This is a genomic window from Aromatoleum diolicum (assembly GCF_012910955.1).
Taxonomy (GTDB): domain Bacteria; phylum Pseudomonadota; class Gammaproteobacteria; order Burkholderiales; family Rhodocyclaceae; genus Aromatoleum; species Aromatoleum diolicum.
In genome coordinates this window covers 93410-110329 of sequence record NZ_WTVQ01000015.1, presented here as the reverse complement: position 1 = coordinate 110329, position 16920 = coordinate 93410, and the positions used below count along the sequence as shown (strand labels likewise).

Here is a 16920-nt window from a genome sequence, read left to right as displayed (position 1 = left end):
GGCCAGGGGTGCCTGGAGGGGCGGGTATAATGCCGCAATTCTAGCCACGCCTGCCCAGATGAAAGAGATCCTTGTACTTTATTACAGCCATCGTGGTTCGGTGAGAGCGCTTGCCGAACATGTCGCCCGCGGGATTCATCAGGTGCCGGGGATTGCAGCGCGAGTTCGGACTGTGCCGAGGGTATCGACAGTGTGCGAGGCCGTTGAGGATGACATTCCGTTGTCGGGGCCGCCTTATGTCGAGACACGCGATCTGGACGAGTGCATCGGGCTGGCTCTGGGCAGTCCGACCCGCTTTGGCAACATGGCGGCGCCGATGAAGTATTTTCTTGATGGCCTGGCGGCCGAATGGGTGAACGGCACGCTGGTGGGCAAGCCGGCGGCGGTATTCACGTCGACGGCGAGCCAGCATGGCGGGCAGGAGTCGACATTGCTGTCGATGATGCTGCCGCTGCTGCACCACGGCATGCTGATCGTCGGCCTGCCGTATACCGAGACGGCCCTCAATCGCACGCACAGTGGCGGCACCCCCTATGGCGCGAGTCACGTCGCGGGGGGTGACGGCAACCCGCAGCTGACGGCGGAGGAAGTGGAGCTGGCGGTGGCGCACGGGCGGCGCTTGGCGCAGGTGGCACTCAAGCTCGCGGACGCGGCATGAACGCGCGCAGTTTGAATCTGGCATCGAGCGTCCTGCTGGTGGCGCTGATCGCGCTGTGCGTGATGTGGGAAGCGTGGCTTGCGCCGCTGCGCCCGGGGGGCTCGTGGATGATCCTGAAGGCGCTGCCCTTGATGGGGGCGCTGTTCGGCGTGCTGAAGGGGCGGCGTTACACCTACCAGTGGCTGACGATGCTGGTGTTGTTGTACCTCGTCGAAGGCGTGGTGCGCGCGACGGATCCCGGTCTGGCAGGTGTGCTTGCGATCATTGAGGCAGTTTTGGCGGGTTTGTTGTTCGCCTGCGCGGTGCTGTATGCGCGCGTCGCGGCGCCGTCGCGGCAGGCACGCGAAAATCCCTGAGAGCGTGGCTGCAGGCGGAGTTGCCTGCGGCCACGCGGACCGAGTCGCGGGACTTATACCTGCGGATTCAGTTTCTCGAACTTGTTGTGCAACTTGTTCAAGGCGTTGAGGTAGGCCTTGGCCGAGGCGACGATGATGTCGGTGTCGGCGCCCTGACCGTTGACGACCTTGCCTTCCTGCGCGAGCCGCACGGTGACTTCGCCCTGCGCGTCGGTGCCGGTGGTGATCGCGTTCACCGAATAGAGCAGCAGCTCGGTGCCGCTCTTCGCCACCGCTTCGATCGCCTTGAAGGCGGCGTCGACCGGACCGGAACCGTCCGAGCGAGTGCGGGTTTCCTGGCCACCCACGGAGATCGTGAGTTCGGCCTGCGGTGTTTCACCGGTCTCCGAGTGGAAGCGTGATGCGAGCAGGCGGAAGTACTCGTGATCGGGTGTCACCTGCTCGTCGCTCATCAGCGCCTGGAGATCCTCGTCGAAGATCTCGTGCTTCTTGTCGGCGAGTTCCTTGAAGCGCGCAAAAGCGTGGTTCAACTGATCTTCGGAATCCACGACGATGCCGATTTCCTGCAAGCGACTGCGGAAAGCATTGCGCCCGGAATGCTTGCCGAGCACGAGTTTGTTGGCTCCCCAGCCGACCTCCTCGGCACGCATGATTTCGTAGGTTTCCCGATGCTTGAGCACGCCGTCCTGATGGATGCCGGACTCGTGTGCGAAGGCATTGGCGCCGACGATGGCCTTGTTGGGCTGTACCGGGAAACCGGTCACGCCGGACACGAGTTTCGACGCTGGCACGATCTGCGTGGCATCGATGCGGGTGTCGCAGGGGAACACGTCCTGGCGCGTACGCACGGCCATCACGAGTTCCTCGAGGGCGGCATTGCCGGCCCGTTCGCCGAGGCCGTTGATCGTGCATTCGATCTGGCGCGCGCCCGCCATCACCGCGGCGAGCGAGTTGGCGACGGCGAGTCCGAGGTCGTTGTGGCAATGCACCGACCAGATCACCTTGCCGGAATCGGGGACGCGCTCGATCAAGGTGCGGATGGTGGCGGCGTACTGTTCCGGCACGTTGTAGCCGACGGTGTCGGGCACGTTGATCGTCTTCGCGCCCGCTTCGATGACGGCTTCAAAGATGCGGCAGAGGAAGTCGATGTCCGAGCGGCCGGCATCTTCAGCCGAGAACTCGATGTCGTCCGTGTATTCCTTCGCCCAGCCGATCGCGCGTACGGCTTGCTGGACGACTTCGTCCGGCGTCATGCGCAGCTTCTTTTCCATGTGGATCGGGCTGGTGGCGATGAAGGTGTGGATGCGCCCGCGTGCGGCCGGGCGGATGGCTTCGCCGGCGCGCCGGATGTCGTTTTCGTTGGCCCGTGCCAGCGCGCAGACCGTCGATTCCTTGATCACCTCGGCAATTGCACGTACCGATTCGAAGTCACCATTGGACGCTGCGGGGAAGCCGGCTTCGATGACGTCGACGCGCATCCGTTCCAGTTGGCGGGCGATGCGCAATTTCTCTTCACGGGTCATCGAGGCGCCCGGACTTTGTTCGCCGTCGCGCAAGGTGGTATCGAATACGATCAACTGGTCTTTCATCGTCGGCTCCTGCTGGAAGGGGGAAATCAAAAAGCGGATATGACAAACGGCCTGCGCTTTCACGCTGGCGGCAGACGAACAACACGAGGGGGAGGGTGTATTTAGCGCGCGGGGCGCAGCAGCGGGCCAAGCAGCAGCAGGCCCGCCGGGAGAAGGCGAAGCGACAGGAGGGAGAGGTCGCGTTCGAAAGCCATGCGTACGACTATAAAACAGGCGTCGGAAATTGCGCAAGCGCGCGGCCGATTGTTTTTTGCGATCGACGCGATTGCGCACCGGTTCAGCGCAGTTCGAACGCCTCCTGATGGAAGCGCATGTGCGCGCCGAGTTTCCGCAGGCCGTTGCGCAGCGTATCGGCGAACGGGCGCGGGCCGCAGAACCAGATTTCCGTCGGGGCGTCACCATGGCGGCCGTGCAGCGCCTGCGCGGTGAGTTGGCTGTCGCGGTCGCTGCTGCGGATGTGCAGGCGGATTGTCGGCAGGGACGCGCACAGGACTTCGAGGCGCGGTACGAAGGGATCCTTGTCACGGTGACGGGTGCAGTAATAGAAATCGGTGTCGGGGGCGTCCTGTGGGGAGCTTTGCAGGGATTCGAGCCATGCGAGGAAGGGCGTGACGCCGATGCCGCCGGCGATCCAGATCTGGCCGCCCTTACGCGCACGACGGAAGTCGAAGCAACCGTAGGGACCTTCGACCCGCACCGGTTGGCCGGGTTGCAGGCGTGCGCCCAGCCCGCGGGTGTAATCGCCAAGCGCCTTGATCTGGAAACTGATGCGGCGGTCGCCGCGGTTGGCGCTGGCGATCGTGAAGGGGTGGGCGCCTTCGATGCGGTCGAAGGTGGCGAAGGCAAACTGACCGGGCTGGTGGCCGCGCCAGCCGGCATCGAGCCGGCAGACGACTTCGGTGATGTCCGGTACGGGCTGCCGCACGACCTCGATGACGCCGTTGACCTGGCGCGTGCGGCCGACGCGTCCCGACAGCGATCGGACGGCGGCGAACATGCCGCTGCCGATCAGGAGTGCGAGCAGTGCGCCGGCGGTGCTGGTCCAGTATGCAAGCGGCGCCAGGAAGGCGGCGTGGATCGCGAGCATGGCATACAGTACCGGCATCACGTGATGGATCGGGCGCCACAGTCGATACGGGAATCGCTTCCACAGTGCCAGTACGAGCATCGCCAGCAGCGCGTAGATGGCCCATTCGCCGAGCTCCTCGGCCAGGTCGCGCATGACCTCGAGAAAGCCGCCTTCATGCTCCTTCGGCAGCCGGCCCTCGCGGCCGAAGAAGGCCTTGATGAGGTCGTCGGACATTTCGACCAGCCAGTGCAGTGCCGCGGCGCCGATCGCAAGAATGCCGGCCCATCTGTGCAGGCGGTAGACGCGGTCCATGCCGCCGAGCGGGCGCTCCAGCCAGGCTGGCCGTGTGGCCAGCAGGATCGCCAGCGACATGAATGAGAATGCCCACAGACCCGTGAGGTAAAGCGCCTCCTGGCGCAGCGCCCACGGCAGGGCGCCGGCGGCGCTGTCCGGCGGTAGGGTCAGTACCCAGACAGCGGTTACGAGCGAAAGGAAGCTGACGAGGATCGGCGTCATGATGAGGATCGGCGGCGTACGCTCAGTCGTCCTCGAAATAACCGAGCTGGGCGTCGACGTGACAGGCGGGGCAGTTCGCCTTCGAGCCGACGTCCTTCTGCTTCCATTCGCGGGGCGAGACTTCGTCATGCTCATGCACCCATTTCGGCAGTTCGGTGATGCGTTGCGGCGCGGCACCGTTCGAGACCCCGCGGATCAATTTGCGCCCGTACGTGCGGCCGCCGGTGTCGGCGGCGTTGGCCACGAGGTAGCGCGTGATGCTCGCCGCAGTCTCGGCGTCGACACTGGCGTTGTCGCCGAAGTGCTGGTCGAGTTCGTTCATCATGCGGCGCCAGGATGCGGCTGGCAGCATCGCTGGCGGGAATGCCATGTGACAGCTGCCGCACTCGTCGGTGGTGAGCTTGTGCGTCACCGGCGGGAAGTAGTCATCGCCGCCGGCGCGGGCCTTGTCGAGCACCGCGGCAGTCAGTCCGATGACGAGCAGAGCGGCGGCGATGGAGCGAACGGGTAAGTTCATTTGTGTTCTCCTGAGAGTCGGAAGGGGGCGAAGCGACGATTCCACACGGCCTACTGGCTAGTCATATAGGCGAGCCAATCACCCTTTTCGCGCGGTGTGCACTCACGGCCGAGTACCTCGTCGCAATTGCGCTTGAACCATTTCTCCACTTTCGCTGTGTCCAGGTAGCGCTCCGGCGACACCGAAATGGCCATCGGCTCGATCGGTTTGCCCGAGCGGGTGCGACCGGCCGCGCGGACATTTGGTCCATGGCACGAGGTGCACGCGGGGGTGTCGGCCTTGCCTTTGGCGTGCTCGGTCCGGTGGAGTGCTTCGCCGCGGTTGGCGGAAAAGCCGGCGAATGCGGGCTCCGCCGCCTTGGCGGTCATGGCATAGCGTTCGAGCAGCGCGTCGCGCGGACCGGCGAAGGTCGTGTTGGCCAGCCCCAGTGCGCACAGGAAAGCGATTGCGTAGTGTGAAAGTGTCATGATTTCATGTGTCCTCAAGGGGTGCGTTTTGTCATTGAGCGTGCTTGCAGTGTGCGGCGCGGCAACTGAACCGATGCTGAAGCCCGCGTTCATGTACGGTTCACTCTCCAACTGGTAGAAACCGGTAACACATCACCATGAATGGGAGATCCCGGTGCGCGCTGCTGTCCTGACTGTTGCATTGGCCTGGCTGGCCGTATCTGCCGCCTCGGGCGTGATGGCGGACGAGGCGTACGATCACGATCGTGCGCGTGCAGCACTCGAGCGCGGCGAGGTGATGCCGCTGCGCGCCATCCTCGACAGGGTCGAGCGCGATTACCCCGGCAAGGTGGTGGAGGTGGAGCTGGAGCGCGAGCACGAGCGATGGATATATGAGATCAAGGTGCTCCAGAGCGGCGGCGCATTGCGCAAGCTCGAGGTCGACGGGCGTGACGGGACGGTGCTAGGTGTCAAGGGGCGCGACCGCAAACGCGAGGGCTCGGAAGGAGGAAAACGTTGATGCGGATCCTGGTCGTGGAGGACGAGCCGACGCTGGCGCGACAACTGGTCGATGCCCTGAGCGAAGCAGGGTATGCGGTCGATCGCGCGGACAACGGTCGTGACGCGCATTTCATCGGCGAGGTCGAGACACTCGACGCCGTGGTGCTGGATCTGGGCTTGCCGCTGATGGATGGCCTGACGGTGCTGAAGCAGTGGCGTGCCGCGGGCCGCACGGTGCCGGTGCTGATCCTGACTGCGCGCGACAACTGGCACGAGAAGGTGGCGGGAATCGATGCGGGCGCGGACGATTACCTGACCAAGCCGTTTCACATGGAGGAGCTGCTTGCGCGTCTGCGCGCCCTGATCCGCCGCGCCGGTGGTCATGCGAGCGCCGAACTCGTGTGCGGGCCGGTACTGCTCGATACGCGCGCGGGGCGGGTCACCGTCGAAGGGCGCGCGGTGACGCTGACCAGTCACGAGTTGCGCGTGCTGAGCTACCTGATGCACCGCAAGGGCGAGGTGGTTTCGCGCAGCGAACTGACGGAACACATTTATGCGCAGGATTTCGAACGCGACTCGAACACGATTGAAGTCTTCATCGGCCGCCTGCGCAAGAAGCTGCCGCCGGGACTGATCGAGACGGTGCGAGGGCTGGGATACCGGCTGGCATGCCCGGCATGAGCGTGTCGCCGCCTGCTCCGCGCCGATCGCTGCGTGTGCGGCTGCTGGTCGGCAGCCTGGTCTGGATAATGGGTGCGCTGACACTGACTGGCTGCGTGCTGGCGGATCTTTTTCGCCAGCACGTTGCGGCGCGTTTCGAGGCAGAACTGCGCATTCATCTCGATCAGCTCACCGCGAACATCGAGATGGCCGTCGACGGTGTGCCGCGTCTGCGCGCCGAGCTGAGCGACCCGCGCCTGCACAGACCTTATTCGGGCCTCTACTGGCAGGTCGATCAGGCCGGCCCGGAGGCCTTGGTCGCGACCTTGCGTTCGCGCTCCTTGTGGGATGCGACGCTGCGCGTGCCGGGCGATAGCCCAAAGGATGGCGAGATTCACGTACATCGGATTGGCGGCCCGGACGAGGAGCCGCTGGTGATGATGGAGCGCGTGATTGCCCCAGCGGAAGGTCCGGATCGGCCGTTACGCCTGATTGTCGCGGCCGACGAGCGTGGCATGACGGATCCGGTGCGCGAGTTCGTTGGTCTGCTGGTGATTGCGCTTGGCATGCTGGCGGCAGGGCTGGTCGTTGCGGTGGCGCTGCAGGTGTTTTTCGGCCTCGCACCCTTGCGGCAACTGCGCCGCGGACTCGTGGAGGTACGAGAGGGGCGCAGCCGGCGGCTCGACGGGGCGTTTCCGAGCGAGGTCCAGCCGCTTGTCGATGAGCTCAACACGGTGCTGCTGCACGACGCCGAAGTGGTCGCCCGTGCGCGGACCCAGGCCGGCAATCTCGCGCATGCGATCAAGACGCCGCTTGCCGTGCTCGGCAATGCCGCGGCGCGCGAGCAGGGCGTGCTGGCGCGTCTGGTGGCCGAGCAGGTGGCGACGGCGCAGCGTCAGGTCGATTACCACCTGGCACGTGCGCGTGCGGCGGCGGCGATTCAGGTGCCGGGCCTGCGTACGCCGCTGCGGCCGGTGGTTGAAGGGTTGCTGCGCGTGATGCGGCGTGTCCATGCGGAACGCAATCTGCAGATCGGGATCGAAGCGTTCGCTGGCGATGCCTCGGATGTGGCATTTCGCGGCGAGGAGCAGGACCTGCAGGAGATGCTCGGCAATCTGGTCGACAACGCCTGCAAGTGGGCGAAGTCGCGCGTGCTCGTATCGGCGTCGGCTGGCGACGGCAGGGTCGTGATCCTGATCGACGACGATGGCCCCGGTTTGCCTCCTGTGGAACGCGAAGCGATGTTTGCGCGCGGCGTGCGTGCCGATGAGCAGATGCCGGGCTCCGGGCTGGGACTGGGCATCGTGCGGGATCTCGCGCAGCTATATGGTGGCGATGTCGCGCTTGTGCAATCGCCGGCCGGTGGTCTGCGCGCGATGTTGACGCTGCCGGCAGCTTGAGTTCGCTGCACTACCTCCCCATGTATTCAACGTTTATTGTTTGCGAGAACCAATGATGACAGCTGAACAAACGCGTTCCCTCCTGACCGTCTGCCTGATGGCAGCGTTTGCCGACGGCCACAATGATCCGCGCGAGCGCGAGCATGTCCGCCGCACGGCGGAGGCCTTGTCGGCCCAGGCCGGCCTCGATGTGATGGCGCTGTATCAGGACGTGCTGCTCAAGCGCGTGACCCTCGAGCAGGCCGTCACGGGGCTGGATACGCTCGAGCTGAAGCAGCTCGCGTTCGAGATGGCGGTGGGCGTGTGCGATGCCGACGGCGTGCATGATGCCGGCGAGACGGCTTTTCTCGACAGGTTGAGTGAATTGCTGGCGCTGGGACGCAGGGAGTCGGCCGCCATCATCCGCGATGCGGACGCACTGGCGGACGCTCCGGTCAACCGCCCGCTGCCGGAGGCGCCACCGGTCGCAGTGCCGAGTATCCCGGCCGGCCCGGACCAGACCGAGCTCGATCGCATGATCCTGAATGCGGCGATCCTCAACGGTGCCCTGGAGCTGCTGCCCGAGTCGCTCGCATCGATGGCGATCATCCCGTTGCAGACGCGGCTCGTGTATCGCGTCGGCAAGGCGCACGGTTTCGAGCTGGACCGCGGCCACATCACCGACTTCCTTGCGACCGTTGGCGTCGGCCTCACCTCGCAGTACGTCGAGCAATTCGGCCGCAAGCTCGTCGGTGGCCTGCTGGGCAAGGTGCTGGGGCGGGTGGGGCGGACGATCGGCAGCGAGGCGACCGGCTCCGCGTTCTCGTTCGCGACGACCTATGCGCTTGGCCATGTCGCCAGGCGCTACTACGCTGACGGCCGCAGGCTGGACGCCGCGGCGCTCAAGGCGAGCTTTGCGCAACTGCTCGACAATGCCCGCGGCCTGCAACAGCGTTACGCGCCAGAGATTGCAGAACGCGCCCGCACGCTCGATCTCAAGAAACTCACCGCTGAGTTGGGGCGCTAAGGGGGCAGCAAGGGGCCGCGCCGCCCCTCGCACGAGGTTCATGCCGCGAGTTTGGCGGCGTGGCTCAATTCGAGCAGGCTCCACTCGTCGCTTGACCAGACGTCCTGATGCCGGCCCAGCTGGTCGAGATCATGCCGGGCTGCGGCATAACGGCTCAGCCGGCTGCGCATCTTTTCGAGGTCGATCAATGCCACCTCGGGTGCGTTGCCGCGCCAGCGCACCATGATGTGTTTGTCGTACAGGCAGCTGTGCTGAAGCCGCGCGCGGTGCAGCGTACCGAGAACGCGACCGAGCTCGCGGGCGAGGACGCCGCGCTGTGCCCAGGTCAGATCCGTCTGTGCGCTCAGCGGCTGGAATCCGCGCAGTTCTTCGGTGACCAGCAGGGATTGGACGCCGTCGCGGCTGCGTGCCGTGCCATGGAACAGCGGAGTCGGTGTGCCGATCCCGAGATCCTTCAGGCGCTTGAGATAGAACCATTCGCGGCTCGCCGTCGGCCAACCGAGCGGGTGAAGCAAAGTGTGGCAAAGGTGGTTGCGCTGACGTTTCACGTACACCAGTTCGCCACGGTGCCGCACGCGCAACATGCCGCTCCAACCCCTGCGTCGTTCGTTTGGCGGTTCCACCCACTCACCGGCGGTATTCCACCAGTACGCAAATTCGTCCGGCCGGCTCCCGGCGTGGGCGTGGATCGGGAGTGCGGCGCTCATGCGCCGGCCCTCCGCAGCACGTACACCCGCCACATCGCATACAGCGGCAGGAAGTCGTAATGGCCGAGGATCCGGAAACCGCTGGCGCGAAACTCCTGTTCGACCGTGCGCGCCGGGACCACAAAGCGGTTCTGGATACCGCGCCGCGCGCGTCGCGAGCGATCCTGTTCGAGCCGCTGGCGTTTCCAGGCCTTGTAATTGCCATCGACCCACAGCGAGATGATTGCGGTGTCGCGGGTAACGCGGCGGAACTCGCGCAGCATCGCCAGCCGGTGACCGGACTCACCGATGTGGTGCATCAGGCGCATCGAGAAGATGCAATCGACGGAGCGATCCGGCAGATCGATGTCGAACGCCGAGGTCTGCAGTGTGCGCACCCGTTCCAGCACGGCAGGCGACTGCGATGCGCGCGCCACGTCGAGCATGTCGGCCGAGTTGTCGGCGCCGATGATGACGCGGTTGGGCTGCTCGGCGAGCAGCGGCCAGAAGCGCCCGGCACCGCTGGGCAGGTCGAGCACCAGGCTGGGATGTCCGGCCAGCGCCAGCGCTTTGCGGGCGAGCTGCTCGTCACGCCAGTGTGACAGGCGCCGGGCGAGGCCGTCGCGGTGTTTCTCGAAATAGGCGTGTGCGTGTTGCCGGTCATACTTGTCGGAGAACGGAAGTTTGACGGGCTGTGTGGCGGTGTCGGGCATTGCGGGCTCCGCGGTTTGCGATGCCTCGCAGACTACGGGGGGCGCGGTGAAGCGCTCGTACAGGCGATGTCAAGAAAGCGTCAAGACGCCCGCAGATCGACGCGAAATTCGCAACCGCCGCCTTCGCGTGCGGTCAGCGCGATCTTCCAGTCCTGTCGGTCGCAAATGCGCTTTACCAGCGACAGGCCGATGCCGATACCGTCACCGCGGCTCGCCTCGCCCCGCGCGAACGGGCGGAAGACATGCGCACGTTCCGCTTCGGGGATGCCCGCGCCGGAATCGACCACGCTGAAACCGCCGTGGCGCAATACCAGGCGGACAAAGCCGCGGTCGGTGTAATGGATCGCGTTGCGTACCAGATTTGCCAGTACGGCGCGCAGCAGGGGCGCGGGATAGCTGCCGCTGTCGCCTGCTTCGGTCACCAGCTCGAGCGTCAGCTCGCGCTGTGCCGCTTCGGGGAGCCAACGCTGAAACTGTTCGTCCGCCGCCTTCGCCAGCGAGCAGCCGGCGAGCTGGCTGCCCTTGGCCTGAGGGCCGCGCGCAAGGCCGAGAAAGGTTTCCACCAGTTCCTGCATTTCGGCACACGCCCGCGTGATGCGTTCGAACTGCGCGCGCTGGTTCGCGGCGATGCCCTGCGCCTGCAGCAGTTCGCACGAGCTGGCAATCACCATCAGCGGCGTGCGCAGTTCATGGCTGACGTCGCTGGTGAAAAGTTGTTCGCGCTCCAGCGCCTGGCGCAGCTGTCCCAGCGCGGTGTCGAATGCGGCGGCCAGTTTGCCGACTTCGTCGTCGGCGTATTCCGCAGCCAGCGGCGGCGCCAGCGGCAGCAACTGGTCGCGATGCTGGACTTGCCCCGATAGCCGCACCACCGGTGCAATCACCGTTCGTGCGAGGGCGGTGCCGAGCAGCCACGCGGCGAGGACCGCAAGGACGAAGCCGATCGATACCGCAAGCTCGAGCATCGCCTCGCGATGCTCGAAATCCCGCTGGTCGAGCACCAGGAAGTAACGTTGCCCGCCCTGGTCGCGTACCAGCACGTGATAGGCCTCGTCATCGCTCTCGGTTTCGTGAAGCCCGGGCGGAAACGTGGCGAGCCACGCGGGGATCGACCCGGTTGCGCCGACCGGAGCAACATGGAGCTCCAGCCCCGGGGCGAGATGCGGGCGAAGCCCCTGATCGGCTTCGTCGGTGATGAAGTCGAGATGGCGGTTGAGCGACTCGGAAATCAACTGTATTTCGACGCTCTCGACCATGTTGATGATAATTACCGAGAACATTCCCGCCCCGACTGCGGCCATCAGCACGAACGCCACCACGATGCGGCTGGCGAGACTCTGTTTGCGCAGCATCACAGTTCGGCCAGGCGGTAGCCGACGCCATGCACCGTATGCAGCAGATTCGTGCCGAACTGCTTGTCGATCTGCTGGCGCAGTGTGTGAATGTGGCTGCGCAAGCTGTCGCTGTCGGGCGGTGAGTCGCCCCACAGCGCGCTTTCGAGGGCCTCGCGTGGCACCACGCCGGGGCTTTTCTGCATCAGCAGTGCGAGCAGCTTGAGTCCAATCGGCCCGACGTGCAGCGTCTGTCCCGCGCGCGTGACCTCGAGGGTGTCGAGGTCGTAGCGCAGGTCGCCCACGTTCAACTGCCGCCGCCCGCCGCCGCGGCTGCGTTTCAACACGGCTTCGATGCGGGCCGCCAGTTCGGACAGCGCGAACGGCTTTGTCAGGTAATCGTCGGCCCCCATGCGGAAACCCTGCAGGCGGTCGTCGAGCGCGTCACGCGCCGTCAGCATGATCACTGGCGTGTGACCGTGCTCGCTGTCGCGCAGGCGCTGGCATAGCGTATAGCCGTCCATCCCCGGCAGCATCACGTCGAGCACGATCAGATCGTAGCGCTGCGTCGCGACCAGATGCAGGCCGGTCAGGCCATCCTGTGCGCAGTCCACCTCGTAGCCTTTCAGTCCGAGGTAATCCGCGAGATTCGCAAGAATGTCGCGATTGTCTTCCACCACCAATAGCCGCATGCGGGCTTTTCTCCTGTCGCTGCCGGCGCGCGTGCGCCATGCGCGACATTATCCGCGGTGCCGGCTGAAACGCGCCAGGTTGGCCATGATCTCCACCATTGCGGCGCGGATTGATGCGATGGCGTTACCCGTCTCAGTGATTGGTCGGTCATCGCCGTCGGTGACCTCATTGCGTGCCGCGCCCACCGCATTGATCGGGAACGTCACCTTGAAATCGTCGCCGATATACGCAATACGGTTCCAGTCCGCCGCGACGGCATAGTCACGATGGAAATCCTTTGCCAGCAGATCGTGACCGAGCGAATAATCTTCGGGTCGATTCTGTACCCCCAGCAAGGGCATCAGCGTGGCCGGAAGGTCGAGATGGCTGGTGATGCCGGTGATGACCGCAGGGCTACGGCCTGGCACGCGGATCACACCCGGGGTGCTGGTCTGGAAACGGTTGAACTCGGCGCTGTGGCCCCAGCGACTGCGCTCCATGAACTCCTCGCCGTGATCCCCAAGCACGATCACCACCGTGTTCTCCAGCAGATCGCGCTCGCGCAGATGGTCGATCAGCCGCCCAATCTGCTGATCCACGTGGTGGGCGGCATTGATGTAGCGGTTCTTGATCAGGTGGATCTGCGACGAGAAGTCCGCGGTCAGGTAATTGAAGTCCTCCAGTACCGGGCCGGCGATCTTCGCGTCCTCGGGGTAGTCGTAATTTGCGTGCGTCGACTCGAAAAACATATAAGTCATGAACGGCCGCGCGGGGTCGCGCCGGTCAATGAAATCAATCAGCGAGTCGATGTTCCGCACGTCGCGCTGCCACGCCGGAGCGCCGTTCTCGAGCGGATGCAAATCCTCGGGACGTATGCCGGCGAACACCGTCTTGTCGAAGGCCGGGTAGGTAAAACGCTGGCTCGTGTTCAGGCTGAACTGGTAGTTCTGTTGCTGCAGCACGTCCATCAGCACCGGCGAGCGCCGCGCCGCCAGCATCGGGAACCAGTAATTCCCGTACAGTCCGTAGAACATCGAGAACACGCCCATCTGCGTCATGTTGCCGCCGCTGAAGTGCTTCTCCAGACGCAGCGCATCATTCGAGAACGTCCACAGCCTGGGCATGATCGTCGCGTCGAGCATGTCGAAGCGCAGCGATTCGGCCACCAGCCACACCACATTCAAGGGCCGCTGCGGTGCCACGACGCGCAGCGGCGCCTGCGGATAGCTCAGCGCGCCTTGCTGCACCTGCATGCTCTGCGCGTTCGCCCCATCCACCTTGAAGCCCAGACGCTGGGCGAAGTTGCGAAAGGTCAGCGGCTGATACAGCGGGAAACGCTCGCTGGCGAACAGAATCGGCTGATAGTTCGACATCTCGCTGTAGCCGTAGGCGATGCGTTCCGCGGAGGTCAGCATGAAGAATGCCGCCAGTGCCCAAGCCCAGCGTACGCGCCGGTCGCCGATGACAGCCTCGCGACGCATCGTCCACACGTATGCCGCGGCTTGCAGCGCGCACAGCCCCAGCACGATCAGGCTCGCGGTTATCTCGGTGCTGCGACTCGCGCCCAGCGAGGCGACGCCGCCGGGCGTAAATACCAGATTCACAACGAAGCCGTTGATGTGAAAACCGTACATCTCGTGGATGACCCGGTCCGCGAACAGCAGGATCTGGGTCAGTCCGGCAAGCGTCACGACCGTGGCGCCGAGGAGCGCTGCGCCGTAACGGAAGGTCGGACGCGCGGCCAGCGCGCGTCGCAGCACATGCCCGATCAGCAGCGCCGGCAGGACATACATGAACGCATAGGTCAGCGTGGCGACCAGCGTCCAGGCCGCGACCGGCAGGCTTGCATACTGCAGAGGACCCTGCTGGCTGAGCAGCTGCGCGAGCGCCAACAGCCAGGTGACCACGAAAAAGGTATTGAGCTTGCGGGACGAGGGTAGGGCAGACATGCAGGACTCCGGATGCGGGCGGGGCACATCCTGGCAGTCCTCGCGTCAAGCGACGCTCAAAACAGTGTGAAGAATTCGTGAAACTCGTGCTCGCTCAGCAATTTAGGCGAGCCGCCGTGGCGCGTGGGCCAACATCCGCAGCCTTGAACTCCGTGCTCTTGCGAGCGTGGCGCCAGTGCCGCTCCGAAGAAGGCCGCAGCGGCACCCGCTGCGGCTTACTCGTCGGTGTCGCGCGGTGGCTCGGTCGGCGTGGGGGCAGCGGCGGCGCGGCGGCGCTGCATCCAGCGCAGGACGTAGGTCACGTAGCCCGAACCGGCATACACCAGGAACAGCGCGAACAGCACGCCCGGCGGATAGCTCGAAACCAGCGCAAACGCCATCACCAGCGCGATCACGACGATGAAGGGCACGCTCTTGCGCAGGTTGATGTCCTTGCCGCTCCAGAACAGCACGTTGCTGACCATCGACACCCCGGCAAAGATCGTCAGTGCGCCGGCAAACCAGCGCACGTCCTGCCCGGATATGTCGTTGTCGATCACCACCCACACCAGTCCGGCAATCAGCGCGGCCGCAGCCGGGCTGGGCAGCCCCTGGAAGTAGCGCTTGTCGACGACGTCGATGTTGGTGTTGAAGCGTGCCAGTCGCAGCGCGGCGCCGGCGCAGTAGATGAAGGCCGCGATCCAGCCGAATTTGCCGGTGTCCTTGAGCGCCCACTCATACACCACCAGCGCAGGCGCCGCACCGAAGGACACCATGTCGGACAGCGAATCGTATTCGGCGCCGAAAGCGCTCTGGGTGCGCGTCAGGCGCGCCACGCGCCCGTCGAGCCCGTCGAGCACCATCGCGACGAAGATCGCCACGGCGGCGACTTCGAAACGCTGGTTCATCGCCTGCACGATCGCGTAGAAGCCAGCGAACAGCGCTGCGGTCGTGAACAGGTTGGGCAGGATATAGATGCCGCGACGGCGTTTTTCGACTGAAATCAGGGGCATGGAGATGGCTTTTCCCTCTGCGGGCCGGGGGCGCGAGCTGTTGAAGTGCCGATTCTACCGCAGCGCCGGGCGGCCATGACGGCCGCCTCGATGCGTAGGCCGTCGAGTCCGCTCAGGGCAGTTCGGCGAGGATGGTGCTGGAGGCCGACACCTTGTCGCCGATCGTCACACGCGCACGCGTGCCGGTCGGCAGGTACAGGTCGACGCGCGAGCCGAAGCGGATGAAGCCGTAACGCTGGCCGCGCGAGACCTTGGCGCCCGGTTCGACGTAACACAGGATGCGTCGTGCCACGAGACCGGCCACCTGCACGCAGGTGACGTCCTGTCCATTGCTGGTGCGCAGGTGCAGGGCGTTGCGTTCGTTCTCGACTGAGGCCTTGTCGAGCGCGGCGTTCACGAAACGCCCGGCATTGTACCAGCGTTCGATCACGTCACCGTCGACCGGGATACGGTTCGAGTGCACGTTGAACACGTTCATGAACACGCTGATCTTGATGCAGTCGCGGTCCAGGTAAGGGTCGCGCACCGGCTCGATGGCTACGATGCGGCCGTCGGCGGGCGCAAGCACATCCTTTGCCCCCTGCGGAATCGGGCGCGGTGGATCGCGGAAAAACTGCACCACGAACACGAACAGCACCCAGAACGGCAGCGCCCAGCCGAAGCCGGCCGAACCGTTGATCACCAGGGCTACAGCCAGCGCGATGGCAATGAAGGGCCAGCCTTCGCGCGCCAGAATGGGATGAGGATAATTGTTGTTGGACATTACGTACCCGAGATGAAAAAGGCCGGGCTCCGGCGTAATGCGGAACCCGGCCTGTGGCGGCGAACCGGCTTAGTTCTTCGACTGGTCGACCAGCTTGTTCTTCTTGATCCACGGCATCATGTCGCGCAGCTGTCCACCGACCTGCTCGATCGGGTGGGCGGCGTTGAGGCGACGACGCGCCGTCATCGACGGGTAGTTGGTCTTGCCTTCCTGGATGAACATCTTGGCGTATTCGCCGGTCTGGATGCGCTTCAGGGCGGCGCGCATCGCTTCGCGCGACTGTGCGTTGATGACTTCGGGGCCGGTCACGTACTCGCCATACTCGGCGTTGTTCGAGATCGAGTAGTTCATGTTGGCGATGCCGCCTTCGTACATCAGGTCGACGATCAGCTTCAGTTCGTGCAGGCACTCGAAGTAGGCCATCTCGGGCGCGTAGCCGGCTTCGGTCAGTGTCTCGAAGCCCATCTTCACCAGTTCCACGGCGCCGCCGCACAGCACGGCCTGCTCGCCGAACAGGTCGGTTTCGGTCTCCTCGCGGAAGTTGGTCTCGATCACGCCGCCCTTGGTGCCGCCGTTGGCCGCCGCGTACGACAGCGCGATGTCCTTGGCCTTGCCCGAGCGATCCTGGTGAATCGCGATCAGCGACGGCACGCCGCCGCCCTTGAGGTATTCGGAACGCACCGTGTGGCCCGGGCCCTTCGGCGCGACCATGATCACGTCCAGATCCTCACGCGGCACGACCTGGTTGTAATGCACGTTGAAGCCGTGGGCGAAGGCCAGCGTTGCGCCCTTCTTGATGTTCGGCTCGATGTCGTTGTAATAGACGCCGGGGATGTTCTCGTCCGGCAGCAGGATCATGACAATGTCGGCGCCCTTGACCGCCTTGGCGACTTCTTCGACCTTCAGTCCGGCCGCTTCGGCCTTCTTCCACGATGCGCCGTCCTTGCGCAGGCCGACGGTGATCTTGCAGCCCGACTCCTTCAGGTTCTGCGCGTGGGCATGGCCCTGCGAGCCGTAGCCGACGATGGTGATCTTCTTGCCCTTGATCAGGGAGAGGTCGGCGTCCTTGTCGTAATAGACTTTCATGGTTTTCCTTTTT

18 protein-coding genes are annotated in these 16920 nt (G+C 64.9%); 6 read left to right on the top strand and 12 right to left on the bottom strand.

All coding sequences use genetic code 11. The features are described 5' to 3' along the window. Positions 1 to 58 precede the first annotated feature (58 nt). Both wrbA and GPA25_RS10955 read left to right on the top strand, forming a co-directional pair. On the top strand, positions 59 to 658 hold the full coding sequence (wrbA, locus tag GPA25_RS10960; RefSeq protein ID WP_169260414.1) for an NAD(P)H:quinone oxidoreductase: 600 nt from the start codon (positions 59 to 61) through the stop codon (positions 656 to 658). Beyond that, on the top strand, positions 655 to 1014 hold the full coding sequence (locus GPA25_RS10955) for a DUF2069 domain-containing protein (protein WP_169260413.1): 360 nt from the start codon (positions 655 to 657) through the stop codon (positions 1012 to 1014). Before wrbA ends, GPA25_RS10955 begins: the two co-directional genes overlap by 4 nt. Positions 1015 to 1067: 53 nt before the next feature. On the opposite strand, the gene GPA25_RS10950 is transcribed toward GPA25_RS10955, so the two are convergent. The 4 genes from GPA25_RS10950 to GPA25_RS10935 all read right to left on the bottom strand — a co-directional run bounded on the left by GPA25_RS10950 (position 1068) and on the right by GPA25_RS10935 (position 5172). Continuing rightward, positions 1068 to 2603 (bottom strand): 2-isopropylmalate synthase, encoded by a 1536-nt coding sequence (locus tag GPA25_RS10950; RefSeq protein WP_169260412.1) that lies wholly within the window; start codon positions 2601 to 2603, stop codon positions 1068 to 1070. A 277-nt stretch (positions 2604 to 2880) separates the two neighbouring features. Next, complete coding sequence (locus tag GPA25_RS10945; protein WP_169260411.1) at positions 2881 to 4188, bottom strand: ferredoxin reductase family protein; 1308 nt, start codon at positions 4186 to 4188, stop codon at positions 2881 to 2883. A gap of 22 nt (positions 4189 to 4210) precedes the next feature. Next, on the bottom strand, positions 4211 to 4705 hold the full coding sequence (locus GPA25_RS10940; protein ID WP_169260410.1) for a diheme cytochrome c: 495 nt from the start codon (positions 4703 to 4705) through the stop codon (positions 4211 to 4213). A gap of 50 nt (positions 4706 to 4755) precedes the next feature. Then, positions 4756 to 5172, bottom strand: coding sequence for a DUF1924 domain-containing protein (locus GPA25_RS10935; RefSeq protein WP_169260409.1), 417 nt, complete (start codon positions 5170 to 5172; stop codon positions 4756 to 4758). 154 nt (positions 5173 to 5326) lie between these two features. Between GPA25_RS10935 and GPA25_RS10930 the strand changes: the two genes are divergently transcribed. Genes GPA25_RS10930 through GPA25_RS10915 form a run of 4 tightly spaced genes read left to right on the top strand, consistent with a single transcriptional unit; the run spans position 5327 to position 8718 of the window. Then, the gene (locus GPA25_RS10930) at positions 5327 to 5671 is read left to right on the top strand and encodes a PepSY domain-containing protein (protein ID WP_343034897.1); all 345 of its coding nucleotides are present in this window, start codon (positions 5327 to 5329) and stop codon (positions 5669 to 5671) included. After that, positions 5671 to 6333 (top strand): response regulator transcription factor, encoded by a 663-nt coding sequence (locus GPA25_RS10925; RefSeq protein ID WP_169260408.1) that lies wholly within the window; start codon positions 5671 to 5673, stop codon positions 6331 to 6333. The genes GPA25_RS10930 and GPA25_RS10925 overlap by 1 nt, the downstream gene beginning before the upstream one ends. After that, positions 6321 to 7712 (top strand): ATP-binding protein, encoded by a 1392-nt coding sequence (locus GPA25_RS10920; protein ID WP_246265608.1) that lies wholly within the window; start codon positions 6321 to 6323, stop codon positions 7710 to 7712. The genes GPA25_RS10925 and GPA25_RS10920 overlap by 13 nt, the downstream gene beginning before the upstream one ends. Positions 7713 to 7767: 55 nt before the next feature. Beyond that, positions 7768 to 8718, top strand: a complete 951-nt coding sequence (locus GPA25_RS10915; RefSeq protein ID WP_169260424.1) for a YcjF family protein — start codon at positions 7768 to 7770, stop codon at positions 8716 to 8718. A gap of 38 nt (positions 8719 to 8756) precedes the next feature. Here GPA25_RS10915 and GPA25_RS10910 read toward each other — a convergent pair whose 3' ends face one another. The 8 genes from GPA25_RS10910 to ilvC form a co-directional block, all read right to left on the bottom strand. Continuing rightward, positions 8757 to 9425 carry a lipopolysaccharide kinase InaA family protein gene (locus GPA25_RS10910; RefSeq protein ID WP_169260407.1) on the bottom strand — a complete coding sequence of 223 codons (669 nt, stop codon included), beginning with the start codon at positions 9423 to 9425 and terminating at the stop codon, positions 8757 to 8759. After that, positions 9422 to 10117, bottom strand: coding sequence for a class I SAM-dependent methyltransferase (locus GPA25_RS10905; RefSeq protein WP_169260406.1), 696 nt, complete (start codon positions 10115 to 10117; stop codon positions 9422 to 9424). Before GPA25_RS10905 ends, GPA25_RS10910 begins: the two co-directional genes overlap by 4 nt. An 80-nt stretch (positions 10118 to 10197) precedes the next feature. Next, the gene (locus GPA25_RS10900; RefSeq protein ID WP_211163057.1) at positions 10198 to 11466 is read right to left on the bottom strand and encodes a sensor histidine kinase; all 1269 of its coding nucleotides are present in this window, start codon (positions 11464 to 11466) and stop codon (positions 10198 to 10200) included. Further along, a complete protein-coding gene (locus GPA25_RS10895; protein WP_169260404.1) occupies positions 11466 to 12137 on the bottom strand; it encodes a response regulator transcription factor in 672 nt (223 codons plus the stop codon). Before GPA25_RS10895 ends, GPA25_RS10900 begins: the two co-directional genes overlap by 1 nt. Positions 12138 to 12185: 48 nt before the next feature. Further along, positions 12186 to 14066, bottom strand: a complete 1881-nt coding sequence (locus GPA25_RS10890; protein ID WP_169260403.1) for a sulfatase-like hydrolase/transferase — start codon at positions 14064 to 14066, stop codon at positions 12186 to 12188. 215 nt (positions 14067 to 14281) lie between these two features. Further along, a complete protein-coding gene (pssA, locus tag GPA25_RS10885) occupies positions 14282 to 15058 on the bottom strand; it encodes a CDP-diacylglycerol--serine O-phosphatidyltransferase (protein ID WP_169260402.1) in 777 nt (258 codons plus the stop codon). A gap of 112 nt (positions 15059 to 15170) precedes the next feature. Next, positions 15171 to 15821 (bottom strand): phosphatidylserine decarboxylase, encoded by a 651-nt coding sequence (locus tag GPA25_RS10880; RefSeq protein WP_169260401.1) that lies wholly within the window; start codon positions 15819 to 15821, stop codon positions 15171 to 15173. A 69-nt stretch (positions 15822 to 15890) separates the two neighbouring features. After that, positions 15891 to 16907, bottom strand: a complete 1017-nt coding sequence (gene ilvC, locus GPA25_RS10875) for a ketol-acid reductoisomerase (protein WP_169260400.1) — start codon at positions 16905 to 16907, stop codon at positions 15891 to 15893. Positions 16908 to 16920 lie beyond the last annotated feature (13 nt).